Origin of the sequence: Streptomyces sp. NRRL F-6492, assembly GCF_001280125.1 — a bacterium.
Classification (GTDB): domain Bacteria; phylum Actinomycetota; class Actinomycetes; order Streptomycetales; family Streptomycetaceae; genus Streptomyces.
The window spans coordinates 53,978-79,887 of record NZ_LGEG01000127.1 but is presented as its reverse complement, the minus strand read 5'-3'; the positions used below and the strand labels follow the sequence as shown (position 1 = coordinate 79,887).

Genomic DNA, 25,910 nt, shown 5'->3' with positions numbered 1-25,910 from the left:
ACTGGCAGGAGTATCCGCCCGAAAGGTAGGGGATGTTCCTTCCCGTACGAACGCCGGTCCAGCGGCTGCGGAGCGCAGGTCACGGCGGATGCGCGCGGGCCGGGTGCGCATGCCTTCGTGGCGGAGGTCAGGAGGCTGTGCCCCGAGGCGAGGATCACGCGGGACGGAGGGGCGGACGGTTCACGCGCGGGCGACGTCGCTCCGGATGAGGAAGGATCGCCGTTCGCCCGGAGCACGGCCAGCGGGCTCGAAACAGGGGAGGCATGCGGTGGGACTGGGGACAGTGGTGGTCACCGGGGCGGCGGGGAAGATCGGCTCGGCCGTGCGCGGGGCGCTGCGCGGCGAGGTGGACCGCCTGGTCCTGCTCGACCACGTTCCCCTCCGGGCCGAGGCCGCGAACGAGGTGGTCCGCACCGTGGACCTGCGGGACGCGGCCGCCGTCGAGACCGCGCTCGTGGGCGCGGACGCCGTGCTCCACCTGGGCGGCCTGCCGGACGAGGCACCGCTCGAACACCTCTTGGACACCAACGTGCTGGGCACCCATCACGTCCTGGAGGCCGCCCGTCGCGCGGCGGTCCCCCGAGTCGTCCTGGCCAGCAGCAACCGCGTGACCGGCTTCTACCCCGTGGCCCACCGCACCGGTCCCCGGGAGCCGGTGCGCCCGGACGGCCTGTACGGGGTGAGCAAGGCGGCCGTCGAAGCCCTGGGGCGGTTGTACGCGGACAAGTTCGGGATATCCGTGATCTGCCTGCGCATCGGCAGCTTCGAGGAGGTGCCCGCGGAACCGCGCCACCTGGCGACCTGGCTCAGCCCTCGCGACGCCGTCGGCTTCTGCCGGGCCGCGCTCGTCGCCCCGTTCTCCACGCGTTTCGCCACGGTGTACGCCGTCTCGGCCAACACCCGGCGCTTCTGGGAGCTCCCCGCAGAATCCGAACTGGCCTACACGCCCCTCGACGACGCCGAAACCCACGCGCCGCACATCGCGGACGCCGCTCCCGATGCCGATTCCGGCGTCGATTCCGGCGCCGGCCCCGAGGCTCCGCAGGGCGGCCCGTACGCCCTGCCCGAGTTCACGTTGAAGCACCTCCGGCCGTGAACGACCGGGAGGCTCGGACGAGCGGGGCGGTTCCGGGCCCACCTGCCTCGCCCTCTCCGGTTCCGGGCCCACCCGGCGCCCGCTCCCCCGCGCCGCCCCCCGCCAGGCGGCTGAACGTGGCGCGGTAGGCGCTCGGGGTGAGCCCGGTGCGGCGCAGGAGGTGGCCGCGCAGGGAGTCCGCCGTGCCGAGGCCGCAGGCGCGGGCCGCCGCGTCCATGGGGAGGGTGGTGGTCTCCAGGAGCTCCTTCGCCCGCTCGACGCGCTGGTGGAGCAGCCACTGGAGCGGGCTGACGCCGGTCTCGGCGTGGAAGCGGCGGGAAAGGGTGCGGACGGAGACCCCGGCGTGCCGGGCGAGGTCGGCGAGGCCGAGCGGCTCGTCGAGGTGCGCCATCGCCCACGCGCGCGTGTCGGCGAAGGAGACCCCGCGCTCGGGCGGCAGCGGGGTCTGGGTGAACTGGGCCTGGCCGCCGGGCCGCACGGGGGCGACGAGGGCGAGCCGGGCGACGGTGTTGGCGACGGCGGCGCCGTGGTCGGTGCGGATGACGTGCAGGCAGAGGTCGATGCCCGCCGCGTACCCGGAGGAGGTGAGGACGGGGCCGTCCTGCACGTAGAGGACGTCGTCCTGGAGGTCGACGGCGGGATGACGGGCGGCGAGCAGCGGCCGGTACGTCCAGTACGTCGTGGCCGCGCGGCCGTCGAGCAGTCCGGCCTCGGCGAGCGCGAAGGCGCCGGTGCAGATGGAGGCGATCCGCTTGCCCCCGGCGGCGGCGGCGCGCAGCGCGTCGAGGATGCGCGGGTCGGGGTCGGTGTACGAGCCGCTGCCCGCGAGGACCACCGTGTCGGCCCCGGCCACGGCGTCGAGCCCGTGCGGGACCATCAGGTCGAGGCCGCCGGTGGTGGCGACGGGCCCGGGGTCGGGGGCGCAGATGACCGTCTCGTACCCCGGTCCGCCGTCGATCTCGACCTTGCCGAACAGCATCTCCGGGATGGCGAGGTTGAACATCGAGACGGGCGGGGCGGCGATCACGGCGACGCGCCGGACGCGGGACGCGGTCGGCATGGCCAGAACCTCCGGTCACATGGCATTCGGGCCACTACTGTACGGGTCCGCAGGTCACGAAGCTGGGGTCATGTCCTCAACGGCCCGCAGCGAAGTCCCTGTCGTCCCCGCAACCCCCGGCGTCCCCGATGCGCCCGGCGCCTCCGGGGCCCCGTCCTCCCCCGGTCCGGCGCTCGCCGCCGCGATGCTCGGGTTCGCCCTCATCACCCTCGACACCTCGGTCGTCAACGTCGCCCTGCCCGCCGTCGGCGCCGACCTGGGGACCGGCATGACCGGCCTCCAGTGGGTGGTCGACTCCTACACGCTGGCCCTCGCCGCGCTGCTGCTGTCCAGCGGGGCGCTCGCGGACCGGGTCGGGGCGAGCCGGGCGTACGGCGCCGGGGTCGTCGTCTTCACGCTCGCCTCGGCCGCCTGCGGTCTCGCCCCCGGCCTTCCCGCGCTGCTCGCGGCCCGGACGGTGCAGGGCGCCGCGGCGGCCGTGATGCTGCCGGCCTCCCTCGCGCTCGTGCGGGAGGCGTACGGCGATCCGGGCCGGCGGGCCCGCGCGGTGTCGCTGTGGGCGGCGGGCGGGACGGTCGCGGTGGCGCTCGGCCCGGTCGTGGGCGGGGCGCTGACGACGGCGTGGAGCTGGCGCGGCGTCTTCTTCGTGAACCTGCCGCTCGGCCTCGCCGCGCTGCTCCCGCTCGCCCGGGTGGCGCGTTCGGTCCGGCGGCCCGCGCCGCTGGACCTGCCGGGGCAGCTGACGGCGACGGCGGCGCTCGGGGCGCTGACCTTCGCCGCCGTCGAGGGCGGTGCGCGGGGGTGGTGGGCGCTGGGGACCGCGGTCGTCTCCTTCGCCGCGTTCCTGGTGATCGAGGCGCGGCGGCACGATCCGGTGGTGCCGCTCGGGCTCTTCCGGAACACGACGGTGGCGGTGACGGTGGCGGCGGGCGCGGCGAACAGCGTGGCCTTCTACGGCATGCTCTTCGTGTTCGGGCTCTTCTTCCAGCAGGTGCTCGGCCTCTCTGCGCTCGGCGCGGGGCTGATGTTCCTGCCGATGACGGGGCTGCTCGCCGGGGTGAACCTCCTGTCGGCGAAGGCGGCGGCGCGGTACGGGGCGCGGCTGCCGATCGTCGCGGGCCAGGTGGTCGCGGTGGCCGGGCTGCTCGGACTGCTCGCCGTGGACGCGGGGACCCCGCGGGCGGCGCAGGCCCTGCTCCTGGTGCCGCTGGCCCTCGGGGCGGGCTTCTCGCTGCCGCCGCTGATCGCCACGATGATGGAGGCCGTTCCGGCGGAGCGGGCGGGGACGGCGGCGGGGCTCCTGAACGCGGTCCGGCAGACGGCGGGCGGCCTCGCGATCGCGGTCTTCGGCTCCCTCGCGGACCGGTCGGTGGCGTCGGCGCTGCGCACGAGCCTGCTGATCAGTGCCGGATTCCTGACCCTGACGGCGCTGGCCTCGCTGCGGCTGCCGCGCCGCCGGGCCCGAGAGGTGGCGCGCACCGGGGGCGGACCCTCCCCTCGCCACTCTTAACGTATAGCGCACAGGGGGGCTTGCGGCAAGGCCCCCTCCGTACCGCAGAATCGCCGATCTGGCCGGAGAAGACCCAGGTCAGAAGCTGCGAAACGGGAGACCCACCACGTGCCCACCTCTTCGTCCGTACCGCCCCGCCCCGCCGTCCCGGCCCGTGCGTTCGACCTGCCCGAGCGGCTGGCCGCCAAGGCCGACCCGGCGCTGATCGCCGCCGACGAGCGGCACTTCGCCGCCGTCGCGGAGAGCCTGGAGCGGTCCGTCGCCGAGCTGTCCGGGCGGCTCGGCGCCCTGCGGAAGGCGCCCGGCGGCATCGGGCGCGCGGCGATGGAGCGGGACGCCGAGATCCACCGGCTGACCGCGCGCCTGCGCACCCTGCGCCGCTTCGGCCTGGACCTGTGCCTCGGCCGGGTCGTCGGCGCGGACGGTTCCGAGCCGCTGTACGTCGGGCGGCTCGGGCTCACCGACGACACCGGGCGCCGGCTGCTCGTCGACTGGCGCTCCCCGGCGGCCGAGCCGTTCTTCGGGGCGACCCACGGCAACCCGATGGGGCTCGCCAGCCGCCGCCGGTACCGCTGGACCGGCGGCCGGATCAACGACTACTGGGACGAGGTGTTCACCGCCGAGGGGCTCGAAGGGCACGCGGCCCTGGACGACCAGTCGGCGTTCGTCGCGAGCCTGGGCGGCGGGCGTTCGGCCCGGATGCGCGACGTGCTCGCCACCCTCCAGGCCGACCAGGACGCGATCGTCCGGGCCGGTTCCCGGGGCGCGCTCGTCGTCGACGGCGGTCCGGGCACGGGGAAGACCGTCGTCGCCCTGCACCGCTCCGCCTACCTCCTGTACGCGGACCCGCGCCTCGGGCGCCGCGGGGGCGGCGTGCTGTTCGTCGGTCCGCACCGGCCCTATCTGGACTACGTCTCCGACGTCCTGCCCGGCCTCGGCGAGGAGGGGGTGCGGACCTGCACCCTGCGGGACCTCGTCGCCGAGGGGGCGGAGGCGGTGGCCGAGGACGACCCGGAGGCGGCCGCCCTGAAGTCCTCGGCGGACATGGTGGAGGCGATCGAGACGGCCGTCCGGTTCTACGAGACGCCCCCGGCGGAGGCGATGACGGTCACGACCCCGTGGGGCGAGGTCCGGCTGACCGCCCGGGACTGGGCGCGGGCGTTCGGGGCGCCGGAGCCGGGGACCCCGCACAACGAGGCGCGCGAGCAGATCTGGGAGGAGCTGGCCGAGATCCTGCGGGACGGGCACGACGACGAGGTCCCCGAGGAGGAGTTCCGGGCGTCGCTGCGCCGGGACCGGGAGCTGACGGCCGCGCTGCACGGCGCGTGGCCGCTGATCGAGGCGGCCGACCTGGTCGGCGACCTGTGGACGGTCCCCGCCTATCTGCGCCTGTGCGCCCCCCGGCTCGGCCCGGAGGAGGTGCGGCGGCTGCGGCGCGCGGACGCGCACGCGTGGACGGTGTCCGACCTGCCGCTCCTGGACGCGGCCCGCCGGCGGCTCGGCGACCCGGAGGCGACGCGGCTCGGGCGCCGGCGCGAGGCCGCCGTCGCCGCCGAGCGCGCCCGCAGGGCCGAGGTCACCGCGAGCCTGCTGCAGAACGTGGTGATCGACGAGAGCGAGGGCGCGATGGGCATGCTGCGCGGGCGGGACCTCCAGGAGAGCCTGATCGACGAGGACGCGCTGCCCGCCGCCGCGTCCGACCCGCTGGCCGGTCCGTTCGCGCACGTCGTGGTGGACGAGGCGCAGGAGCTGACCGACGCGGAGTGGCGGATGCTCCTGGCGCGCTGCCCGTCGCGGAGCCTCACGATCGTCGGGGACCGCGCCCAGGCCCGGCACGGGTTCACGGAGTCGTGGCGGGAGCGTCTGGAGCGGATCGGGCTCGACCGGATCGAGGTGGCCTCCCTGTCCGTCAACTACCGGACGCCCGAGGAGGTCATGACGGAGGCGGAGCCGGTCATCAGGGCCGCGCTCCCGGACGCCAACGTGCCGGTGTCCGTCCGCCGCGGCGGCGTTCCCGTCGCGTACGGACCGGCCGGGGACCGGGACGCCGTCCTGGACGCCTGGCTCGCGGAGCACGCGGAGGGGGTCGCCTGCGTCATCGGCGATCCGGCGTTCCGCGAGAGGCCCCGCGTCCGCTCGCTGACCCCGTCCCTCGCGAAGGGCCTGGAGTTCGACCTGGTCGTCCTCGTCGACCCGGAGGCGTTCGGCGGGGGCGTCGCGGGGGCGGTGGACCGGTACGTGGCGATGACGCGGGCGACGCAGCGGCTGGTGGTCCTGCGGAGCGCCTGACGCCGGTCGCGCCGCTACGCGCCCCTCCGGTACTGGCCCGGGGCCACCCCGTACTCCCGCTTGAAGGCCTTGGCGAAGGCGAACTCGGAGGAGTAGCCCGCGCGTTGGGCGACCGCGCGGAGCGGGAGGTCGTCGGAGCGGAGCAGGCGGCCCGCCGCGGTCATCCGCCACCAGGTGAGGTACGCGAGGGGCGGGCGGCCGACGAGGGCGGTGAACCGGCGGGCGAACGCGGCGCGGGAGAGGCCCCCGAGCGCGCCGAGCTCCTCGACCGTCCACGCCCTGGCGGGGTCCCGGTGGAGGGCGCGCAGGGCGCCGGCGACCGCCGGGTCCGCGAGGGCGGCGGACCAGCCGGTGGACCGGTCGGCGCGCTCGGTGAGCCACCAGGTGCGCAGCAGGTAGAGCAGGAGGGTGTCGAGGAGGGCGGGCACGACGGCGTCGGAGCCGGGCTGAGGTTCGGCGAGTTCGGCGCCGAGCAGGTCGACGGCGGCGCGCAGCCGGGGGTGCGCGCCGATCCGGGCGGGGAGGTGCACGTACGGGGGCAGCTCGGTGAAGAGCGGGTGGGCGCGGGCCCGGCTGAGCTGGTAGGCGCCGCACAGCAGCAGGGTCTCCCCGGCGCCCGCGGGTCCCCGGTCGGGCGGGGTGGGCCAGGAGCCGTCGGGGTCGGGCAGGCTGTCGACGAGCGGGGTGTCGGGCCGGTCGGCGATGCCGTGTCCGGTGCCGTGGGCGAGGAGGACGATGTCGCCGGGGCCGAGGGGGACGGGGGCGCCGTCGTCCGGCGGGAGGAGCCAGGCGGTGCCCTGGAGGACGACGTGGAACCCGGCGCCCTCGTTCGCGGGGAAGCGGAACCCCCAGGGGGCGACGTGGACCGCGCGGGAGGAGTGGGGGCGGCCGGTGCGCATGGCGGCGACGGCATCGCTCAGTACGTCCATCCCGGCACCGTACCGTCCGGGCGCGGTGGCGAGACGATCGGACATCACGGGGAGGCGGAGGGACATGGATCGTCTCGCCGGGCCCTCCTACGGTCGGATCCGTGACGACGACGAACAAGACGACGACCGACACGACGACCGACACGACGACCGCGCCGAACGCGCCGACCGCGCCGACCGCCCCGAGCACGGCCGACGCCGCGAGCCCGGCGTACACGGCGAGCCCGGCGACGGGCACGACCACCAGGGCCGTCCTCTTCCACGAGCTGGGCGGCCCCGAGGTGCTGACGGTGGAGGAGGTGCCGCTGCCGGACCCCGGGCCCGGTGAGGTCCTCGTACGGGTCGAGGCGATCGGCCTCAACCGCGCCGAGGCGCTGTTCCGCGCGGGCACCTACCACTACCGGCCGACGCTGCCGGGTTCGCGGCTCGGCTACGAGGCGGCGGGGACCGTCGAGGCGGTGGGCGCGGGGGTCACCGCGTACGCCCCCGGCGATCCGGTGACGGCGGCGGCCAACTTCGACTTCGGAACGCACGGGGTGTACGCGGAGCGGGTGGTGCTGCCGGAGGAGTACCTGGTGGCCCGGCCGGCGGGGGCGGACGCGGTGACGGCGGCGGCGGTGTGGCTGACGCACTTCACCGCGTACGGCGGGATGGTGCTCACCGGCGGGCTGCGCCCCGGGGACCACGTGGTCGTCACCGGGGCGTCGAGCGGCGTGGGGACGGCGGCGATCCGGACGGCGCTGCGGGTGGGGGCGGTGCCGATCGCCACCACGCGGGGCGGGGGCAAGCGCGCACGGCTCCTGGAGCTGGGGGCCGCGCACGTGGTCGTCACGGAGGAGGAGGACCTGGTCGGGGAGGTGCGCCGGATCACCGGGGGCGCGGGCGCGGACCTGGTCTTCGACGCGATCGGCGGACCCGGGTTCGCCCGGCTCGGCGACGCGCTGCGGCCCGGCGGCACCGCCGTGCTGTACGGCTGGCTGGACCCCCGGCCGGTCGAGCTGTCCACGAACTGGCCGCTGACCACGCACGCGTACGCCAACGGGGCGCTCGCCAGGACCGAGGAGGGGCGCCGCCTGGCGGCCGGGTTCATCGGCTCGGGGCTGCGCGACGGCTCCCTGGCGCCGGTGGTCGCCGAGGTCTTCGACGGCCTGGAGCGGATCGCCGACGCCCACCGGCTGATGGAGTCCGGCACGCACACCGGGAAGATCGTGGTGCGCGTGCGCCACTAGGAGGCGCCCGGTAGGAGGTGTCCGGCGGGTCAGCGCCTCGGCAGTCCGAGCGGGTTGCCGTCGCGGAGTTCCGGCGGGAGGAGGCGGTCGGGGGTCGACTGGTAGGTGACCGGGCGGAGCCAGCGCTCGATCGCGGTCGCCCCGACCGAGGTGGAGGTGGAGGTGGCGGCCGGGTAGGGGCCGCCGTGGTGCTGGGCGGCGGCGACGGCGACGCCGGTGGGCCAGCCGTTGACGAGGACGCGCCCGGCCAGCGGGGCGAGGGCGGCGAGCAGCGGGGCCGCGTCGGGGTCCTCGGCCGTCTCGGTGGTGTGCAGGGTGGCCGTGAGGTTGCCGGGCAGCAGGTCCAGGACGGCGGCGGCCTCCTCGCGGGTGGAGTAGCGGGCGACGACGGTGACCGGGCCGAAGCACTCCTCCAGGAGGAGGTGGTGGCCGCCCGCGAGGAGCCGCTCGGCGTCGACGGCGAGGACGCCGGCGCTGACGGTGTGCGCGCCGCCCGCGCCCGGGGTGACGGGGGTGCCGACCCCGGGGAGCGCGGCGCGCTCCCCGACCCCGGCGACGAAGGCGTCCCGCATCCGGTGGTCGAGCATGACGGAGGGCTCGGTCTCGCCGACGCCGGCGGTGAGGGCGTCGAGGAAGCGGTCGCCCGCCGCGCCCCGGGGGGCGAGGACGAAGCCGGGCTTGGTGCAGAACTGTCCCGCGCCCAGGGTCATGGAGGCGGCGAGTCCGGCGCCGAGCCCGGCGGCCCGCTCCCCGGCGGCGGCGGGGGTGACCACGACCGGGTTGAGGGAGCCGAGTTCGCCGTGGAAGGGGATCGGTACGGGCCGGGCGGCGGCCGCGTCGAAGAGCGCCCGGCCGCCGCGCACGGAGCCGGTGAAGCCCGCCGCCGCGACGAGCGGGTGGCGCACCAGGCGGACGCCCGCGTCGAAGCCGTGGACGAGGACGACGACGTCCTCGGGGAGGCCCGCCTCGACGGCGGCCCGGCGCAGGAGGGAGGCGCAGAGTTCGGAGGTGGCCGGGTGGTCGGGGTGGGCCTTGACCACCACGGGGCAGCCGGCCGCGAGGGCGCTGGCGGTGTCGCCGCCGGGGACGGAGAAGGCGAGCGGGAAGTTGCCGGCCGCGTAGACGGCGACGACGCCGAGCGGGACCTTCCAGCGGCGCAGGTCGGGGCGGGGCGGGACGGCCGCGGGGTCGGGGAGGTCGATCCGGACGTCCAGGAAGGAGCCTTCCTCGACGATGTCGGCGAAGGCCCGCAACTGGGCGGTGGTGCGGGCGAGTTCGCCGGTGAGCCGGACGGGCCCGAGGGCCGTCTCGGCGTCGGCGGCCTCCACGACGTGGTCGCGGGCCCCGTCGAGGAGGTCGGCGGCGGTACGGAGGAGCACGACCCGCGCGGTCCGGTCGGCGAGGGCCCCGCGGGCGCCGTGGGCGGCCCGGACGGCCCGGTCGACCTCCTCCGCCGTGGCCTCCACCGCGACCTGTTCGCGCGGCTTCCCCGTCCGGGGGTCCACGCTCCACACTGGTTCCGCCGCCACCGCCACGCCCCTGTTCGCTACCCTGAACACCGTTTCCGCACATGAACGCGTTTCCGGTGGACTCTATTGACGGCCCGGCCGTCTCCACAAGGGGCGCCGTCCGGCCGGAACGGCCGCCGGACGGCGGGCGGGCGAGGGAAGAGGGGCGAGGGGCGTGGCGAGTGCCGACGCGGGCGGGGCGCAGGTGAAGTCCGCGGTGCGGACCGTGGAACTGCTGGAGTACTTCGCCGGGCGGGCCGGGATGCACTCGCTGGCCGGCGTCCAGGAGGCCGTCGGCTATCCCAAGTCCAGTCTGTACATGCTGCTGCGCACCCTGGTGGAGCTGGGCTGGGTGGAGACGGACGCGACCGGCACCCGGTACGGCATCGGGGTGCGGGCGCTGCTCGTCGGCACCGCCTACGTCGACGGCGACGAGGTGGTGGCCGCCTCCCGGACCGTCCTGGACCGGCTCGCGGACGCCACCGCCGAGACGATCCACCTGGCGCGGCTCGACGGCGCCGACGTGGTCCACCTGGCGACCCGTCAGTCCCCGCACCACCTGAGGCCGTTCACCCGGATCGGGCGGCGGCTGCCCGCGCACTCGACCGCGCTCGGCAAGGCGCTGCTGGCCACCCACGACGACGAGCAGGTGCGCGAGCTGCTCCCGGAGACCCTGCCGGCGCCGACCGGGCACACGGTCACCGATCGCGAGGAGCTGATCGAGGAGCTGCGCGCCGTCCGCGAGCGGGGCTTCGCGGTGGACCGCGAGGAGAACACGCTGGGGCTGAGCTGCTTCGGCGTCGCGATCCCCTACCGGACCCCGGCGCGGGACGCGGTCAGCTGCTCGGTGCCGGTGGCGCGGCTCACCCCGGCCCACGAGCGGGCGATCGGGGACGCGCTCCTGGAGGCGCGGGACCGGCTGGCCCTGGTGACCCGGCGCCTCTGATCCCGGGGGCCAGGCTGCTGAGGGGGCCTCCGGGCTCCCGGCGCCTCCGGACTCCCGGAGCCGGGGGTTCAGCGTCCGGCCAGGGCCGCCCGCCAGACCGGGCTGTCCACGTAGTGGTTGTCGTACCGCTCCGAGGACGCAGCGATCTCCTCGACGTCCGCCTCGCCGCGCGCGACCCGGCCGAGGAGGCGCAGGTAGTCGAAGCGGTCCGCGCCCGGCGTGAAGACGAACAGGACGTCGGCCTCCGCGCCGGGCGCGGCCGCGAAGGCGTGCGGGGTGTGCGGCGGGACCAGCAGGAAGTCCCCCCGCTCCAGGACGGTCAGCTCCTCGCCGACGAGGACCTGGAGGGAGCCGCCGAGCACGAAGAACATCTCCGAGGCCCGGGTGTGGAAGTGCGCCGGGGCGCCGACCGCCCCCTTCGCGAACGAGGAGCGGTAGCTGGTGAGCCGGCCGCCGGTAGCGCCGGAGTCGGCGAGGAGGGTCATCACGCTGCTCGGGTCGGCGGTGGTCTCGGCGTCGGCGGCGCGGGTGAGGAGCGGGGCGAAGGGCGCGGTCTCGTTCATGAACACCACCCTAGGGCGTCATTGGCCCCGGGAACGGGTGCAATCCGGCGCCGGAATCACGGGCCAATCGCCCTCCTGGACCGGCGCCCCGAGGGGTCCGCTACGACCGCGTCGCCGTCCCGCAGCCCGTCCCGCCCCGGCCCTCGCCCAGCGGCTCCGTGCGGGCGTAGGGGTCGACCTTCCCGCCGTCCGGATCGGTGTCCACCGCTCCCCCGCCGAATTCCGGCCGGAAGTAACCGGTGGGGGCGCCGCAGCCGCCGTTGGTCATGTGGAGCTTGTACGACAGGAGGGTGAGGGTGCCCTCCTCGGTGGCCACCTTCGCCGGGTCGTCCCAGCTCACCACGGTCTCCCGCCGCGCGATCACGCGCACGACCTCGTCGCCGCCGCCGGCCGGGGCGACCGGGTACACGTACGTGACGTCGGCGGTCACCTCCAGGGCTCCGAGCCTCCCCTCCCGGTAGGAGAGCCGGCCCCGGGTCCTGACCTCGTCCCCGACGAGGCGGGCCTGCGCCGGGTCGAAGCGGCTGAAGAGCAGCAGCGGGTCGTGGTCCTCGTCCGGGGTGCGCAGCGCGGTCGACACGAAGTCCGTGACGTCCTTCTGGCGCGGGTTCATCAGGGCGATGGCCCTCTCCGGACGGGCGCCCCGCAGCACCGCCGGGTCCAGGCCGGACGCGGCGAGGAAGTCACGCGTGCGCGTGAGGGCCCGCGTCACCTCCGCCTTCGTCAGCCGGCCGGTGGCCCCGGCCCCGGGCACGGTGATGCCGGCCGTACCGCTCGCCCAGCGCGCCGCCGGGGAGCCCCGGAACGGGTCGTCGGGCGTGGCCCGCCCGTCCGCCTCGGCGGGAGGGGCCTCCGTCGGCCGCTCCGTCTCCTGCGCGAGGGGCGCGCCGGCCCGGTCCCCGCCGCCGGACCAGCCGACGACGCCTCCCGGGTCCACCGCCACGAACAGCAGCGCGAGGGCGGCCGCGAAGCCCGCCACGTACCGGCCCTTCCGGCGCCGGGGCCGTACGGGCGGGGACGTGGGCGCGCGCCACGGCGCCGGCTCCGCGGGCTCCGTCCGCAGCCGGGCCGCCGTCTCGCGGGCCCGTGCGGACGGCTCCTTCGGCGCGTCCCCCGCGCCGGCGGCCGAGGTCCGGAGGAACTCCTCCCACACCTCGTCCGGCACCGACGAACCGTCCCGGTCCCCGCTCACGTCCGACCCCTCCCCGTTCCCACGCGTTTCCGGCCCCCTCCCCGGGGCCTCCGCATGATCGCACAGCCGACCGAACGGATCCGGACATGAAGGTTCGCTGAGAAACGGGACACATCCGGAACGTCCGCCGCCGGTCCGTTCGTCCGGACAAGTGCGATGAACAAGACGATCAGGCACACCTCGGTCTTCGTGCTGCTCCTCGTGCTCGCCCTCCTCGGCCGGGCCACGTGGGTGCAGGCGTACGAGGCCAAGGCGCTCGCGGACGACCAGAAGAACCGGCGGAAGACGATCGCGCAGTACGCGCAGCCGCTCGGGAACATCGTCGTGGCCGGCTCCCCGGTCACCGGCTCGGAGAGGAACGGAGGGGGGACGGACCTGGAGTACCGGCGGACCTACACGGACGGCGAGCTGTACGCGGCCGTCACCGGCTACAGCTCGCAGGCGTACGGCGCCACCCAGCTGGAGGGCATCTACGCGGACGTCCTCGACGGCACCGACGAGCGGCTGAGGAACCCGCTGGACGCGGTGACCCGCAAGCAGCAGGAGCCGGGCACGGTCCTCACCACGATCGACCCCGCCGTGCAGAAGGCCGCCTACCGGGCGCTCGGGAACAAAAAGGGCGCGGCCGTCGCCGTCGACCCGGTCAGCGGCCGGATCCTCGCCCTGGCCTCCACGCCGTCCTACGACCCGTCGAAGATCTCCGGGACGAACGACGGGGCCGCCTGGCAGGCGCTGACCGGCGACGAGGACAAGCCGCTGGTCAACCGGGCGCTGCGGCAGCCGCTGCCGCCCGGCTCCACCTTCAAGCTGGTCGTCGCGGCGGCGGCCCTGGAGGACGGCCTCTACCGCTCGGTGGACACGGCGACGGAGAGCCCCGACCCGTACACGCTGCCGCACACCCGGACCGTGCTGAGGAACGAGAACGCGTCCGCGCCCTGCGAGAACGCCACGATCCGCACCGCGCTGCGGTACTCCTGCAACAACGTCTTCGGCAAGATGGCCGCCGACCTGGGGCGGGACAAGGTGCGGGCCATGGCGGAGAAGTTCGGCTTCAACGACGCCGGGCTCGACGTCCCGGTCCGGGCGTACGCGAGCGTGTACCCGTCGAAGGCGGACCCGGCGCAGACGGCGCTCACCGGCATCGGCCAGTTCGACGTGACGGCCACCCCGCTCCAGATGGCCATGGTGTCGGCGGCGATCGCCAACGACGGCCTCCTCGCGGCCCCGCACATGGTGTCGGAGGTCGTCGACTCCGACGGCGACGCGCTCGCCTCCTTCGAGGACGGGGACACCCGGCGGATCGTCTCCTCCTCGACGGCCGGACAGCTGCGCAGCGCGATGGTGACCGTGGTGGAGGAGGGCACAGGCACGAACGCGGCGGTCGCCGGGGCGGAGGTCGGCGGCAAGACGGGCACGGCCCAGCACGGCGAGAACAACAGCAAGACGCCGTACGCCTGGTTCACCTCGTACGCCAAGGACCCCTCGACCGGGAAGCAGGTCGCCGTCGCGGTGATGATCGAGGACTCGGGCGCGGCCCGCTCCGAGGTCAGCGGCAACGGCCTGGCGGCCCCGGTGGCACAGAAGATGATGGCGGCGGCCCTGAAGTGACGCCGGTGTGACGACGGTGGCGCCGAAGTGACGGTGGGCGGGGCCCGATTGGCCGTCGGGCCCCGTCACGCGGTATGCAGGGGCGCGCTCCCATCCGAGCACACATTCGATCCCGTACCCCTGCTTCCCCCTCACGGAGGACCGCCGTGCGTCTGCCCCGTTCCCTGTCCGGCTGGACCATGGCGGTCTTCGGCGTGCTCGCCGCCGCGCTCGGCGTGGTGGGCCTGGTCGCCCCGGACGCCCTGCTCACGGTCATGGGCTTCGAACCGGTGCCCGACGGCGGGCGGTCGGACGGCGACCACACCCTGGTCTTCCTGACGGCCTCCTCGATGGCCGCGCTCAACATGGGCGTCTACTACGTCCTGGCCTCGCTCGCCGACTGGAAGCCGTTCTTCCGCTGGACGGTCCCCTTCCGCCTCCTCACCTGCGCGGTCTTCACCCTCGCCGTCGTCACCGGCCGCGCCCCGGCCGGCTTCCTGGGCGTGGGCCTGTGGGAGGGGCTCGGCGCGCTCGTGACGGGGGCCGCGCTGCGGTACGAGAAGAGGGCCCGCACGGACGCTCCCTAGGGGGTGTCCGGAAAGTCCTGTGCGGTGTCCGCGGTGTCCGGTGCGTGCGGTCGGCACGCCGGGCGGAAGCCCTCGTACGGGACGTACTCGGGCTTTCGCCCGGTGGGGCGAGAGTGCGTGCCGGGCGCCGCGGGCGCCGTGCGGGACCTTCCGGACACCCCCTAGGTGCGGCGCGGCCTCCGGGCGGGGAGCATGGAGGAAAAGCACGGGCGCGGCGGGAGGAGGCAGGGTGACGGCCGGTTCCTTCCCTGGGACGGCGGGGCGGGTCGGGGTGCCCCTGGGCGGCAAGGGGCTGCTCGACGTGCTCGGGGTCGCGGCCGTCGTCCTGGACGCGCGCGGCCGGATCGTGCTGTGGAGCCCGCAGGCCGAGGCCCTCTTCGGCTTCCGCGCCGAGGAGGCCCTCGGCCGGTACGTGGCGCCGCTGATCGTCGCCGAGGACCACCGCGAGGAGGCGATGCGCCTCTTCGGCGAGGTGCTCGCCGCCGGCACGACCTGGGCGGGCACCTTCCCCGTACGGCACAAGGACGGCACCACCCGGCGGGTGGAGTTCCGCAACATGCGGCTCACCGACGACCTGGGCGGGCTCTACGCCCTGGGGATCGCCGCCGACCACTCCGTCGTCGAGCGGGTCGAGGCCGAGCTGGCCCTCTCCGACCGCCTCGTCTCCCAGTCCCCGATCGGCCTCGCCGTCTTCGACACCGCGCTGCGCTTCGTGCTGGTGAACCCGGCCCTGGAGCGGATCAACGGCATCCCCGCCGCGCTGCACGCCGGGCGGCGGATCTCCGACATGCTGCCGGGGATCGACGCGCCGGGGGTGGAGGAGGTGCTGCGGACGGTCCTGGAGACGGGCGAGCCGCTGCTCGACCACTCCACGGTGGGCCGGACCCCCGCCGACCCGGACCACGACCACGTCTGGTCGGTGTCCTTCTACCGCCTCGAAGGGGGCGAGGGCCGGGTCCTGGGCGTGGCCGCGTCGGTGATCGACGTGACCGAGCGGCACCGGGCGGACGCGGAGGCGGACCGCTCCCGGCGGCGGCTCGCGCTCATCGCGGACGCCTCGGCCCGGGTCGGCACCACCCTGGAGGTGGAGCGGACCGCCGACGAGCTGGCCTCGGTGGTGGTCCCGGCGCTCGCGGACATCGCCGCCGTCGACGTCCTCGACTCCGTCCTGTCGCTGCGCAGGCCCGGCGCGCCCGACGAGGGGCCCGCGCTGTTCCGGGCGCTCGCGGTGAAGGCGGCGGGGCGCACGGAGGCGCTGCCGGCCGCCGACCCGCCGGGGTCGGTCGCGATGTACGGAGCGGACCGGCTGGTCACCCGGTGCGTGCACACGGGCCTGCCGGTCCTGGTGGAGCGGGTCGGCCCCGGGGACCTGTCCCGGATCGCGCGGAGCCCGGAGGCGGCGGAGATGCTGGCCAGGGCCGGGGTCCACTCGTACCTGGCGGTGCCGCTGATCGCGCGCGGCGAGGTGCTCGGCGCGCTCGACATGAAGCGGGACCGCAACGCGCTGCCGTTCGACGGGGACGACGTGCTGCTCGCGACGGAGCTGGCGGCCCGGGCGGCGGTGAGCATCGACAACGCGCGGTGGTACCAGAGCGTGCGGAACTCGGCGGTGACGCTCCAGCGCAGTCTGCTGCCGGGGGCGCCACCGGCGCGGGCGGGCTTGGAGGTGGCGACCCGCTACCAGCCGGCGCAGGCGTCCAGCGAGGTCGGCGGGGACTGGTACGACGTGATCCCGCTGCCCGACGACAAGACGGCGCTCGTCGTCGGGGACGTGATGGGCAGCGGGATCGACGCGGCGGCGACGATGGGCCGGCTGCGGACGGCGACCTGCGCGTTCGCGGACCTCGACCTGTCCCCCGCGCAGGTGCTGCGGCACCTGGACCGGATCACGGAGGGCCTGGAGCACTACATCGCGACCTGCCTCTTCGCCGTGCACGACCCCGTCCGGCAGCGGTGCCGGATCGCGAACGCGGGCCATCTGCCGCCCGTGCGGGTCCCGGTGGACGGTCCGGCCGAGCTGGTGCGGCTCTCGACCGGGGTGCCGCTGGGGGTGGGCGGCGGCACCTTCCGCACGGCCCGGGTGCCGTTCCGGCCCGGGGACCGGCTGGTGCTCTACACGGACGGGCTGATCGAGACCCGTGACGAGGCGATCGACGAGCGGCTCGCGCTGCTCGTGGGCCTCCTCGACGAGGCGCGCGGCCCCCTTGAGGAGACGTGCGACCTGCTGCTGAAGGCGCTGCGCCGGCCGGGCGCGCCGGACGACGTGGCGCTCCTGATCGCCCGGAGCACGGGATGACCTCGCGGAAGCGGCGGAACGGCCCGGGACCCGGCACCGGCACCGGCACCGGCACCGGCACCGGCCAGAAGAGCACGCGGGCGCGGCGGGGGAAGGAGCAGGGGCAGAAGCGCGGGACGGGGCTGCGGAGCGTCGCCGGGCAGGTCTTCGCCCTGGAGGCGCTGATCGCGCTCCTGGTGATCGTGGCGGCGGCGTTCGTCACGTTCTACCAGGAGCGGCGGGACACCGAGCGGGACGCCCGGGCCCGCTCGCTCGCCGTCGCGGAGGCGCTCGCGAACGCCCCGGGCATCGACGCGGCGCTGGCCTCGCCCGATCCGACGGAGCGGCTCCAGGACGAGGCGGAGGCGATCCGGCGGGCCACGCGGCTGGACTTCATCGCGATCCTGGGGCCGGACGGGATGCGGTACACCGACTCGCAGCCGGACCTGATCGGCCGCAGGGCGGTCGGCGACCTCTCGCGGGCGGCGGTGGACGGCGAGTCGTACACGGAGATCTTCCAGGGCGCGCCGAACGACGCGGTGCGGGCCGTGGTCCCCGTGGTGAACGACCGGGGCAGGATCGTCGGCCTGGTGACCAGCGGCATCGAGGTGGAGAACATCGCGCACTCCGTCCAGAACCGGCTGCCGCTGCTCGCCGGGGCGGCGGGCGGCGCGCTCCTGGTGGCCGTGGGCGGGGCGGCCCTGGTGAGCCGGCGGCTGCGGCGGCAGACGCACGGCCTCGGGCCGGCCGAGATGACCCGGATGAAGGAGCACCACGAGGCGGTGCTGCACGCCGTGCGGGAGGGGGTGCTGATCATCGACTCCGACCACCGGCTGCTGCTCGCCAACGACGAGGCGCGCCGGCTGCTCGGCCTCGGGCCGGAGTCCGAGCAGCGGCACGTCTCGGAGCTGGGCCTGGACCCGCGTACGGTCGAGCTCCTGGAGTCCGGGGAGGCGGCGACCGACGAGGTCCACCGGGCGGGCGACCGGCTGCTCGCGGTGAGCGTGCGGCCCACGCTGCCGCACGGCTCCGAGTCCGGCTGCGTGATGACGATGCGGGACACGACCGAGCTGGCCTCGCTGTCCGGCCGGGCGGCGGTGGCCCGGGGCCGGCTCCAGCTGCTGTACGAGGCGGGGGTCCGGATCGGGACGACCCTGGAGGTCGTGCGGACGGCGGAGGAACTGGCGGAGGTGGCGGTGCCGCGGTTCGCGGACTTCGCCACGGTGGAGCTGCTCGAACCGGTGCTGCGCGGCGAGGAGCCCTCCGAGCTGGTGGAGACGGCGGCCTCGTCGGCGGAGATGCGGCGGACGGCGCTGAGCGGGGTGCGGCAGGACCAGCCGCTCCAGCCGGTCGGGGACACCGTCCGCTTCGACGTGCCCAGCACCCCGATGGCCATGTCCCTGGCCACCGGGCACGCGGTGGTGCAGCCGGAGCTGGCCGCGGCGGAGGGCTGGCGGGCGCAGGATCCGGAGGGGGCGGCGCAGGCCCTCGCGTACGGGATGCACTCGCTGCTCACGGTGCCGCTGCTGGCCCGCGGGGTGGTCCTCGGGATGGCGAACTTCTGGCGGGCGGACACGCCGGAGCCGTTCGGGGAGGAGGACCTGTCCTTCGCGGAGGAGCTGGCGGCGCGGGCGGCGGTGGCGATCGACAACGCGCGCCGGTTCACCCGGGAGCACGCGATGGCGGTGTCGCTCCAGCGGAGCCTGCTGCCCCGGGCGCTGCCGGAGCAGAGCGCGGTGGAGGTCGCGTACCGCTACCTCCCGGCGAAGGCCGGGGTGGGCGGCGACTGGTTCGACGTGATCCCGCTGCCGGGGGCGCGGGTGGCGCTCGTGGTGGGGGACGTGGTGGGGCACGGGCTGCACGCGGCGGCCACCATGGGGCGGCTGCGCACGGCGGTGCACAACTTCTCGACCCTGGACGTGCCGCCGGACGAGCTCCTCGGCCACCTGGACGAGCTGACGGGCCGGATCGATCCCCGGGAGTCGGAGGGGACGGACGGGGAGGGGCGGCGGCGCGACGAGGGGATCACGGGCGCGACCTGTCTGTACGCGATCTACGATCCGGCGTCCGGTCTGTGCACGGTGGCGAGCGCGGGCCATCCGGGGCCCGCGCTGGTGTCCTCCGACGGACGGGTGGAGTTCCCCGAGCTGTCGCCGGGGCTGCCGCTCGGGCTCGGTCTGGGCGAGGCGCCGTTCGCGTCGACGGAGCTGCGGCTGCCGGCGGGGAGCAAGCTGGTGCTCTTCACCGACGGGCTCCTGGAGGACCACGGCCGGGACTTCGACACGGGGCTCGGGATGCTGCGGTCCACGCTCACCCGTCCGGACCGGAACCCGGAGCAGACCTGCGCGGACGTCCTGGCGACGCTCCTGCCGCCCTCGCCGCGCGACGACATCGCGCTCCTGGTGGCGCGGACCCGGCTGCTCGACCGGGAGCGGATCGCCGAGTGGGAGGTGGCGCGGGACCCGTCGGCGGTGTCGCCGGTGCGGAACGCGGCGGCGGCGAAGCTGTCGGAGTGGGGGCTCGACGGGCTCGCGTTCTCGGCGGAGCTGATCCTGAGCGAGCTGATCACGAACGCGGTGCGGTACGGCGCGGATCCGGTGCGCGTACGGCTGCTCCACGACCGGACGCTGATCTGCGAGGTGTCGGACGGCAGCAGCACCTCGCCGCACCTGCGGCACGCGGCGGCGACGGACGAGGGCGGGCGCGGGCTCTACCTGGTCGCGCAGTACGCGGAGCGCTGGGGCACCCGGTACGGCCGGCGCGGCAAGACGATCTGGGCCGAGCTGCGGGCGGGCGCGGGCGGCCCCGAGCCGGCGGAGGCGGCGGAGGCGGCGATGCCGGACCTGGACGCGCTGGAGGACCTGGCCTGGTGAGCACCGGGCTCCGTCAGGGGGTGTCTGACAAATGAGCGCGGGCATTGGTCAGACACCCCCCAGGGTGCGCGGACGGCGGACACGCGTACGCACGGCGGTTGTGGGCCGCGGTGGGGGTCCCGTTCACCGCGGTGCCGATCGGCTCGGGCCCCGCGCTGTTCCCGATGCCGGAAGACGACGAGCGGTGCGCCCGGGGACCGGTCCGGGGGCCCGGAGGGCTGCGGGGGATCCGGAACCAGGCGTTCCCCCCGGCCACCGTCTGCGAGTTCGAGCGGGGGGACGTGTCCTCGCCCGGCAGCGCGCGGGTCCTCGGCGCCCTCCTCCGGATCGCCCTGATGGCCCTGGCCGTCTGCCCGTTCGGCGGACGGGGACCGGGGTCACCAGCCGCCCAGGACGCCGGAGCACTCCTTCTTCCCGCCGCAGGCGACCTGCCGGGACGCGAGCGGCGAGACGGAACGCCTCGCCTCCGGCCGACTGTCCTCGCTGACGGCGCTGCTCGCCCTCCCCGCCCTCGCCGCGGGCGTCGGTTTCGCCCTCGCGCGGCGCCGCCGCCGGGAGGAGGAGCGCTCCCACAAAATCCCTTGACCACCCGTCAGACGACTTCCTAGCGTGTCCCCGGCCGCACGGGCGGCGCGCGAACGGTCCTCCCGGCGGAGGAACGGCTCCGCGTCCGTCCCCGCACCGACCGAAGGAGAGACGCCGCATGACCCGTCCCCTCGCCCTCGTGACCGGGGTCGGCCGTACCGTCGGCATCGGCGCGGCCGTCGCCCGGCGCCTCGCGGAATCGGGCTGGGACCTCGTCCTCACCCACTGGACCCCCTACGACCTGCGCATGGAGTGGGGCGTCGAGCGGGGCGCGACCGAGGCGGTGCTCCGCGACCTCGCCGACCGGGGCGCGACCGCCGAGGCCGTCGAGGCCGACCTGGCCGACCCCGAGGCCCCCGCGTTCGTCCTCGACACCGCCGAGCGGCGCTTCGGCCGTCCGGTCACGGCCCTCGTCCTGTGCCACTGCGAGTCGGTCGACTCCGGTCTGCTCGACACCACGGTCGAGAGCTTCGACCGCCATTTCGCGGTCAACGCGCGCGCGTCCTGGCTGCTGATCCGGGAGTACGGCCGGCGGTTCACCGGCACCCCGGGCACCGGCCGCGTCGTCGCGCTGACCAGCGACCACACCGTGGGGAACCTCCCGTACGGGGCGAGCAAAGGCGCCCTGGACCGCATCACCCTGGCGGCCGCCCAGGAGCTCGCGCACCTCGGGGTCACCGCGAACGTGGTCAACCCGGGCCCGGTGGACACCGGCTGGATGTCCGAGGAGCTGCGGGAGGAGGTCGTCCGGAAGACCCCGCTCGGCCGCCTCGGCACCGCGCGGGACGCGGCGCACCTGGTGGACTTCCTCTGCTCGCCCGAGGGCCAGTGGGTCAACGGGCAGCTGCTGACGGGCAACGGCGGCCTGGTCTGAGCCCGGGGCGCGCCGCGGGAGCTACGCAGGACCCGGCCGGACTGATACGGGGGAGCCGGCCGGGTCCGGGTGACCGTCCGCACGGGCGGACCGGACCAGCTCACCGTAGGCCCGGCCGAAGATCGTCGCGAGCCGCGGAACGCGGGGCCTGTCCGGAATGCGCGACGGATCGGGGCGGCGGAAGCACTCCCCGGCCGGGGGACGCGCCCCCGGCGGCCCGAGCCCGTCCGGCGGCCCCGGCCGGCACCCCGCCCGGCGGGCCCGGCCGGGTCCGGCGGACGGCTTTGGCGCGATACCGCCGCCGGGCCCGCCGGGGCGCCCCCCGGGGCCGCTCCCGTCAGCGCCCCGCACGCAGCGTCCGGGACGGGTACTCGCCGTACTTCTCGCGGTAGCGCGCCGCGAACCGGCCCTGGTGGCCGAAGCCCCAGCGCCAGGCCACCTCGCTCACGCTCACCTCGTCCGGCGCGGCCGCCCGCAGCTCCTCGCGGACCCGGTCGAGGCGGACCTCCCGCACGTACGCCATCGGGGACATCCCCACGTACTCCCGGAAGGACTCCTGGAGGCGGCGCACGCTCACCCGGGCCAGGGCGGCGAGCTCGGTCGTGGTGAACGGGTGCTCGGGGCGCTCCCGCACCGCGTCCATCACCCGCTTGACCGGGGCCGGGCGCCGGGCCTCCCCCGGACGGTCGAGCGCCTCGCGCCAGGGGTGCTCGGCGGCCAGGAGCAGGCCGTTGAGCAGCGCCTCCTGGAGGGGGCCGGCCACCAGGGCGTGCCGGGCGAGGCCCTCCCCGGTCAGTGCCCCGTACGCGACCTGGCGGGCGAAGCGCACCCAGCTCAGGCCGGGGCCGCGCGTGATGTCCAGGCGGGGCGCGAAGACGAGCGGGCCGCGCGGCGGCCGTCCCGTCAGCTGTTCGAGGCGCTCGCGCAGCGCGGCCGCCCCGATCTTCACCGCCAGGGTCCGGCAGTCGCCGCTCCAGCGGTCCAGGAAGGTGTCCCCCGCCGGGTCGAGCAGCAGCGCCTCGGAGGCCGTCGCGACGAGCGGCGGGCCGCCGCCCTGGCGCAGCTCCATCGTCCCGGTCAGCGGGGCGTTCAGGTGGTAGGCGCCCAGCTCGCCGAAGCTCATCCGGACGTCGGCCCCGCAGCTGAGGTCGCCGATGACCAGCGGCCCGAGGGCGACGGTGTCGAACCGCGCCGCGAAGGGGCGCGACCCGCGTTCGACCAGGTCCATGCGGCTCGTGTAGTACCGCGCGTCGAGCTCCTCGCGCGCCTCGTCCACGTCCCCCGTCCGGAACGAGTCCCCGCCCTCCGGCCTCGCCCGCCCCACCGCGTCCGCCGTCGTTCCCCAAGCCCCCACTGCACCCATGGAGCGAAAGAATATTCATATGACGGATCTGACCGGGAACGGCAGGATGCCCGTCATGCCACGACCTCATGGATTCACCTACGAGCGGCGGCCCGACGGCTCCGTCGTCCTCACCCACCGGGGCCGCGCCGCGGGCGTGCTGCGCGGCGGGCGCGCCGAGAAGTTCCTGGCGGAGGTGGAGTCGGGCGACGCCCAGCTGGTCATGGCCCGCTGGACGGGCTCGTACCGCTTCGGGAACGAGCGGCAGGCCAGGAACCACCCCCGTAATCAGGGTGGCCGAACCGGGCGAAGGTAAGGGAACGGCAAAGGGGCCCGGATCGTTAGCCCTGGCATGACCGCTATGACCCCCGGCTCGAACATCCCTCTCACCGCCACGCGCGTGGCGGTGGACGTCGCCGCCCCGGTGCGGCTCGACGTCTCGGGCCTGCTGCTCGGCGCCAACGGCAAGGTGCGCTCGGACGACGACTTCATCTTCTACAACCAGCCGGCCGGGCCCGGTGTCACCTACCGCTCCGGCGGCGGGACCGCGCCCGACGCGATCCTGGTCGACACCGGCGCCCTGCCGGCCGGCGTCGAGAGGATCGTCGTCACGGCGAGCCCGGACGCCGCGGGCCAGACCTTCCAGGGCGTCGAGCCCACGGCGACGATCCGCGACGCGGACGGCGGCGGCGTGCTCGCCACCTTCACCCCGCCGCGGCTCGCCACGGAGACGGCGCTCGTGGTCGTCGAGATCTACCTGCGCAACGGCGCGTGGAAGGCCCGCGCGGTGGGCCAGGGCTACGCGAACGGGCTCGCCGGCATCGCGACCGACTTCGGCGTCTCGGTGGACGAGGAGCCGACCGCCGCCCCGGCCCCGGCTTCGGCCCCGGCTCCGGCTGCGCAGGCCGTCCCGCCGACGCCCCCGGCCCCGCCCGCGCCGCCCGCTCCCCCGGTGGACCCCCGGCTCGCCGCCCCGGCCCCGGCCGCCCCCGCGTCCACCGGCAAGATCAACCTGGACAAGGGCCGGGTCAACCTCCAGAAGAACCAGACGGTGTCCCTGGTCAAGGGCGGCCGTCCGCTGCTCTCCCAGGTCAAGATGGGCCTCGGCTGGGAGCCCGCCCACCGGGGCAAGGACATCGACCTGGACGCGTCCGTCATCGCGTACGGACCCCAGCGCAACCACCTGGACAGCTGCTACTTCGGCAAGCTGGCCATCCTCAACGGCTCGGTCAAGCACTCCGGCGACAACCTCACCGGCGAGGGCGCGGGCGACGACGAGGTGATCGTCGTCGACCTGGGCCGGCTGCCCGCCGAGGTCTCCGGCCTCGTCTTCACGGTCAACTCCTTCTCCGGCCAGAAGTTCACCGAGGTCGCCAAGGCCTACTGCCGGCTGATCGACGCGGCGACGGGCGAGGAGCTGGTCCGCTTCGACCTGACCACCGCCGAGCCGCAGACCGGCGTGATGATGGCGAAGCTCATCAAGCAGTTCTCCGGCGAGTGGGAGATGACGGCGATGGGCGAGTTCGTGAAGTCGCGGACCGTCCGGGGCATGGTGAAGCCGGCCGCCCAGGCCCTCTGAGCGACCGGAGAAGAGGGCTCCCGGGACGTCCCGGGAGCCCTCTTCCGCGCGGTGGACGGGTCGCGGGGGCCGCCTTCCCGCGCCGCGGCGAGCCCGCCCGGAGGCCACCGGCACACCGCCGGGGGCCGGACGACGCCGGGCGTACGGTCACTCCCGGCGTACGGTCACTCCCGGCTTACGGTCACTCCCGGCACCCGGCCGCTCCGGACGCCCGGCCGCTCCCCGCGCCCGGCGGGAGGCGACGTGCCGTCAGGAGGCGGCACACGGCAGGAGGCGGCGGGTCGTCAGGAGGCGGCACACGGCAGGAGGCGGCGGGTCAGGAGCCCGACCGGGAGCGGGCCTTGAAGGCGGCCTTGCGGGCGTCCTTCGCCACGCCCTTGTCCCGGTGCAGCCGGCCCATCGCCTCCAGGACCTCCGCCGTCGCCGGGTGCTCCACCCGCCAGGCCGCCTCGAAGAAGCCGCCGTGGCGCCCGGTGAGGCCCTCGATCAGCTCCTGGAGCTCCTCCAGGTCGCCGTCCGCGTCGAGCTGGGCCGCGATCGTGTCGATCGCCAGCCAGAAGATCATCGACTCCGGCGGCGCGGGCACGTCCGCCGCGCCCCGCTCCGCGAGCCAGACCCGCGCCAGGCCGCCGAGTTCCGCGTCGTCCAGGACCTCCCGCACGGCGGGCTCCGCCTCCGGGCCCACCAGGGAGAGCGTCTGCTGGCAGTGGAGGCGCCGGAGCGGGGAGCCCGCGTCGGAGCCGCGGGCGGCGTGCAGCAGTTCGCGGGCCGCCCCGAGGGCGTCGCGGCCGGCCAGCCAGGCGGCGGTCTCCTCGCGGGCCGCGGCCTCCGGGTAGCCCGCGATCCCGTCGAGGAGGGCGTCGGCGCCCTTGTCGGCCAGGTCGCCGACGGCGGGCGCGTCGACGCCGGCCTCCAGCATCCGGGCCCGGACGCCGTAGAGGCCGAGCGGGGTGAGCCGGACCATGCCGTAGCGGGTGACGTCCTCGTCGTCGACGGAGACGGCGGGCTCCTCGCCCTCCTCGACCATCAGGGCCTCGTCCAGGGGCTGGTACTCCACGAGCCCGATCGGCTCAAGGAGCCGGAACTGCTCGTCCAGCCGCATCATCGCGTCGGAGACCTGCTCCAGGACGTCGTCGGTGGGCTCGCCCATGTCGTCGGGGACGACCATCGACGCGGCGAGCGCGGGCAGCGGCACCGGGCCCTCGCCGGCCCCGCCCTCGCTGACGGTCAGCAGGTAGAGGTTGCCGAGCACGCCCTCCAGGAACTCCGCCTCGGCCTCGGGGTCCCAGTCGAGGGCGTCGACGTCGATCTCGCCGTCCTCCCCGATGAGGTCGTCGAGGTCGTCGAGGACGGGGGCGACGGCGTCCGCGAAGACGGTGTCGAAGCCGTCCAGCCAGAGCGCGAGCACGTCCCGGGGCGAACCGCCGGCGAGGAGCGCCAGGTTCTCGCCGGGCGCGGCCCGCCCGGGGGCGTCCTCCCCGCCGGCCTCTCCCGCCGCCTCGCCGTCCTCGACCTCCACGAGGCCGGTGTCGACGGCGAGCCGCCAGGCGTCGCCCGCCCGGAGCTCGCCCTCCTCGTCGGCGGAGAGGCCCAGGGCCTCGGCGGCCGCCGGGAGCTGCTCGTCGACGAGTTCGCCGCCCGCGTCGACCCGGGTGTCGGGCCCGGCCCAGCGGGCGAGCCGTGCCGCGTCGGCGAGGAGGGGGGCGGCCAGGGCGTCCCGCGCCAGCTCCGCGTCCGCACGCAGCCGAACGGGGGGAAGGGTGGGGTGGTCCGCTGACATCTGGGGGGTCTCCTCGGCGCGTACGGGGTGAGCGGGGGAACGGGGGCTCGGAAGAGCGGTCTCGGAGAGTGGTCTCGGAGAGCCGTCCCAGCGTAGACGCATCCGG

General features: G+C 75.7%; 19 protein-coding genes. 12 read left to right on the top strand and 7 right to left on the bottom strand.

Annotated elements, in window-relative coordinates; all coding sequences use genetic code 11:
• Positions 1-268 precede the first annotated feature (268 nt).
• Positions 269-1,096 carry an NAD-dependent epimerase/dehydratase family protein gene (locus ADL08_RS12070; RefSeq protein ID WP_053642085.1) on the top strand — a complete coding sequence of 276 codons (828 nt, stop codon included), beginning with the start codon at positions 269-271 and terminating at the stop codon, positions 1,094-1,096.
• Here ADL08_RS12070 and ADL08_RS12065 read toward each other — a convergent pair.
• Complete coding sequence (locus tag ADL08_RS12065) at positions 1,071-2,156, bottom strand: GlxA family transcriptional regulator (RefSeq protein ID WP_234352110.1); 1,086 nt, start codon at positions 2,154-2,156, stop codon at positions 1,071-1,073. The genes ADL08_RS12070 and ADL08_RS12065 overlap by 26 nt on opposite strands.
• Before the next feature lie 70 nt (positions 2,157-2,226).
• Between ADL08_RS12065 and ADL08_RS12060 the strand changes: the two genes are divergently transcribed.
• A complete protein-coding gene (locus tag ADL08_RS12060; protein ID WP_053642084.1) occupies positions 2,227-3,666 on the top strand; it encodes an MFS transporter in 1,440 nt (479 codons plus the stop codon).
• 108 nt (positions 3,667-3,774) lie between these two features.
• The gene (gene helR / locus ADL08_RS12055) at positions 3,775-5,955 is read left to right on the top strand and encodes an RNA polymerase recycling motor ATPase HelR (protein WP_053642083.1); all 2,181 of its coding nucleotides are present in this window, start codon (positions 3,775-3,777) and stop codon (positions 5,953-5,955) included.
• 14 nt (positions 5,956-5,969) lie between these two features.
• Here helR and ADL08_RS12050 read toward each other — a convergent pair whose 3' ends face one another.
• Positions 5,970-6,884, bottom strand: coding sequence for an AraC family transcriptional regulator (locus ADL08_RS12050; RefSeq protein ID WP_053642171.1), 915 nt, complete (start codon positions 6,882-6,884; stop codon positions 5,970-5,972).
• A 266-nt stretch (positions 6,885-7,150) separates the two neighbouring features.
• On the opposite strand from ADL08_RS12050, the gene ADL08_RS12045 reads away from it, so the two are divergent.
• A complete protein-coding gene (locus ADL08_RS12045) occupies positions 7,151-8,113 on the top strand; it encodes a zinc-dependent alcohol dehydrogenase family protein (protein WP_053642170.1) in 963 nt (320 codons plus the stop codon).
• Positions 8,114-8,142: 29 nt separating this feature from the next.
• Here ADL08_RS12045 and ADL08_RS12040 read toward each other — a convergent pair whose 3' ends face one another.
• Complete coding sequence (locus ADL08_RS12040) at positions 8,143-9,642, bottom strand: aldehyde dehydrogenase (NADP(+)) (protein WP_078968314.1); 1,500 nt, start codon at positions 9,640-9,642, stop codon at positions 8,143-8,145.
• Positions 9,643-9,796: 154 nt separating this feature from the next.
• Between ADL08_RS12040 and ADL08_RS12035 the strand changes: the two genes are divergently transcribed.
• On the top strand, positions 9,797-10,567 hold the full coding sequence (locus ADL08_RS12035; protein ID WP_053642082.1) for an IclR family transcriptional regulator: 771 nt from the start codon (positions 9,797-9,799) through the stop codon (positions 10,565-10,567).
• A 68-nt stretch (positions 10,568-10,635) separates the two neighbouring features.
• On the opposite strand, the gene ADL08_RS12030 is transcribed toward ADL08_RS12035, so the two are convergent.
• Together ADL08_RS12030 and ADL08_RS12025 are read right to left on the bottom strand one after the other, a co-directional pair.
• Complete coding sequence (locus tag ADL08_RS12030) at positions 10,636-11,130, bottom strand: cupin domain-containing protein (protein ID WP_053642168.1); 495 nt, start codon at positions 11,128-11,130, stop codon at positions 10,636-10,638.
• Positions 11,131-11,230: 100 nt separating this feature from the next.
• Entirely contained in the window at positions 11,231-12,322 is a 1,092-nt protein-coding gene (locus tag ADL08_RS12025; RefSeq protein WP_234352109.1) for a hypothetical protein, read from the bottom strand.
• Between the two features lie 156 nt (positions 12,323-12,478).
• On the opposite strand from ADL08_RS12025, the gene ADL08_RS12020 reads away from it, so the two are divergent.
• From ADL08_RS12020 to ADL08_RS12000, 5 genes are all read left to right on the top strand, one after another.
• Positions 12,479-13,930 (top strand): peptidoglycan D,D-transpeptidase FtsI family protein, encoded by a 1,452-nt coding sequence (locus ADL08_RS12020; RefSeq protein ID WP_053642081.1) that lies wholly within the window; start codon positions 12,479-12,481, stop codon positions 13,928-13,930.
• Between the two features lie 179 nt (positions 13,931-14,109).
• Positions 14,110-14,496, top strand: a complete 387-nt coding sequence (locus tag ADL08_RS12015; RefSeq protein WP_053642166.1) for a hypothetical protein — start codon at positions 14,110-14,112, stop codon at positions 14,494-14,496.
• Between the two features lie 229 nt (positions 14,497-14,725).
• Positions 14,726-16,792: a SpoIIE family protein phosphatase gene (locus ADL08_RS12010; protein ID WP_053642080.1), complete on the top strand. Its 2,067-nt coding sequence runs from the start codon at positions 14,726-14,728 to the stop codon at positions 16,790-16,792.
• Positions 16,789-19,644, top strand: a complete 2,856-nt coding sequence (locus ADL08_RS12005) for a SpoIIE family protein phosphatase/ATP-binding protein (RefSeq protein ID WP_078968311.1) — start codon at positions 16,789-16,791, stop codon at positions 19,642-19,644. Before ADL08_RS12010 ends, ADL08_RS12005 begins: the two co-directional genes overlap by 4 nt.
• Positions 19,645-20,347: 703 nt before the next feature.
• The gene (locus ADL08_RS12000; protein ID WP_053642079.1) at positions 20,348-21,103 is read left to right on the top strand and encodes an SDR family oxidoreductase; all 756 of its coding nucleotides are present in this window, start codon (positions 20,348-20,350) and stop codon (positions 21,101-21,103) included.
• Between the two features lie 337 nt (positions 21,104-21,440).
• On the opposite strand, the gene ADL08_RS11995 is transcribed toward ADL08_RS12000, so the two are convergent.
• The gene (locus ADL08_RS11995) at positions 21,441-22,466 is read right to left on the bottom strand and encodes an AraC family transcriptional regulator (protein ID WP_107092067.1); all 1,026 of its coding nucleotides are present in this window, start codon (positions 22,464-22,466) and stop codon (positions 21,441-21,443) included.
• A 55-nt stretch (positions 22,467-22,521) separates the two neighbouring features.
• Here ADL08_RS11995 and ADL08_RS11990 point away from each other — a divergent pair, with 55 nt between their 5' ends.
• The gene (locus ADL08_RS11990; RefSeq protein ID WP_107092069.1) at positions 22,522-22,761 is read left to right on the top strand and encodes a hypothetical protein; all 240 of its coding nucleotides are present in this window, start codon (positions 22,522-22,524) and stop codon (positions 22,759-22,761) included.
• 45 nt (positions 22,762-22,806) lie between these two features.
• Positions 22,807-24,024, top strand: coding sequence for a TerD family protein (locus ADL08_RS11985; protein ID WP_053642078.1), 1,218 nt, complete (start codon positions 22,807-22,809; stop codon positions 24,022-24,024).
• A gap of 316 nt (positions 24,025-24,340) precedes the next feature.
• Here ADL08_RS11985 and ADL08_RS11980 read toward each other — a convergent pair whose 3' ends face one another.
• Positions 24,341-25,804: a hypothetical protein gene (locus ADL08_RS11980; RefSeq protein ID WP_053642077.1), complete on the bottom strand. Its 1,464-nt coding sequence runs from the start codon at positions 25,802-25,804 to the stop codon at positions 24,341-24,343.
• Positions 25,805-25,910: the final 106 nt, after the last annotated feature.

Bases quoted from the DNA above. Each gene is read 5' to 3' on its own strand.
- ADL08_RS12065 (WP_234352110.1), bottom strand. From the start codon at position 2,156: ATGCCGACCGCGTCCCGCGTCCGGCGCGTCGCCGTGATCGCCGCCCCG.
- ADL08_RS12060 (WP_053642084.1), top strand. From the start codon at position 2,227: ATGTCCTCAACGGCCCGCAGCGAAGTCCCTGTCGTCCCCGCAACCCCC.
- ADL08_RS12050 (WP_053642171.1), bottom strand. From the start codon at position 6,884: ATGGACGTACTGAGCGATGCCGTCGCCGCCATGCGCACCGGCCGCCCC.
- ADL08_RS12030 (WP_053642168.1), bottom strand. From the start codon at position 11,130: ATGAACGAGACCGCGCCCTTCGCCCCGCTCCTCACCCGCGCCGCCGAC.
- ADL08_RS12020 (WP_053642081.1), top strand. From the start codon at position 12,479: ATGAACAAGACGATCAGGCACACCTCGGTCTTCGTGCTGCTCCTCGTG.
- ADL08_RS12015 (WP_053642166.1), top strand. From the start codon at position 14,110: ATGGCGGTCTTCGGCGTGCTCGCCGCCGCGCTCGGCGTGGTGGGCCTG.
- ADL08_RS12005 (WP_078968311.1), top strand. From the start codon at position 16,789: ATGACCTCGCGGAAGCGGCGGAACGGCCCGGGACCCGGCACCGGCACC.
- ADL08_RS12000 (WP_053642079.1), top strand. From the start codon at position 20,348: ATGACCCGTCCCCTCGCCCTCGTGACCGGGGTCGGCCGTACCGTCGGC.
- ADL08_RS11995 (WP_107092067.1), bottom strand. From the start codon at position 22,466: ATGGGTGCAGTGGGGGCTTGGGGAACGACGGCGGACGCGGTGGGGCGG.
- ADL08_RS11990 (WP_107092069.1), top strand. From the start codon at position 22,522: ATGCCACGACCTCATGGATTCACCTACGAGCGGCGGCCCGACGGCTCC.
- ADL08_RS11985 (WP_053642078.1), top strand. From the start codon at position 22,807: ATGACCCCCGGCTCGAACATCCCTCTCACCGCCACGCGCGTGGCGGTG.
- ADL08_RS11980 (WP_053642077.1), bottom strand. From the start codon at position 25,804: ATGTCAGCGGACCACCCCACCCTTCCCCCCGTTCGGCTGCGTGCGGAC.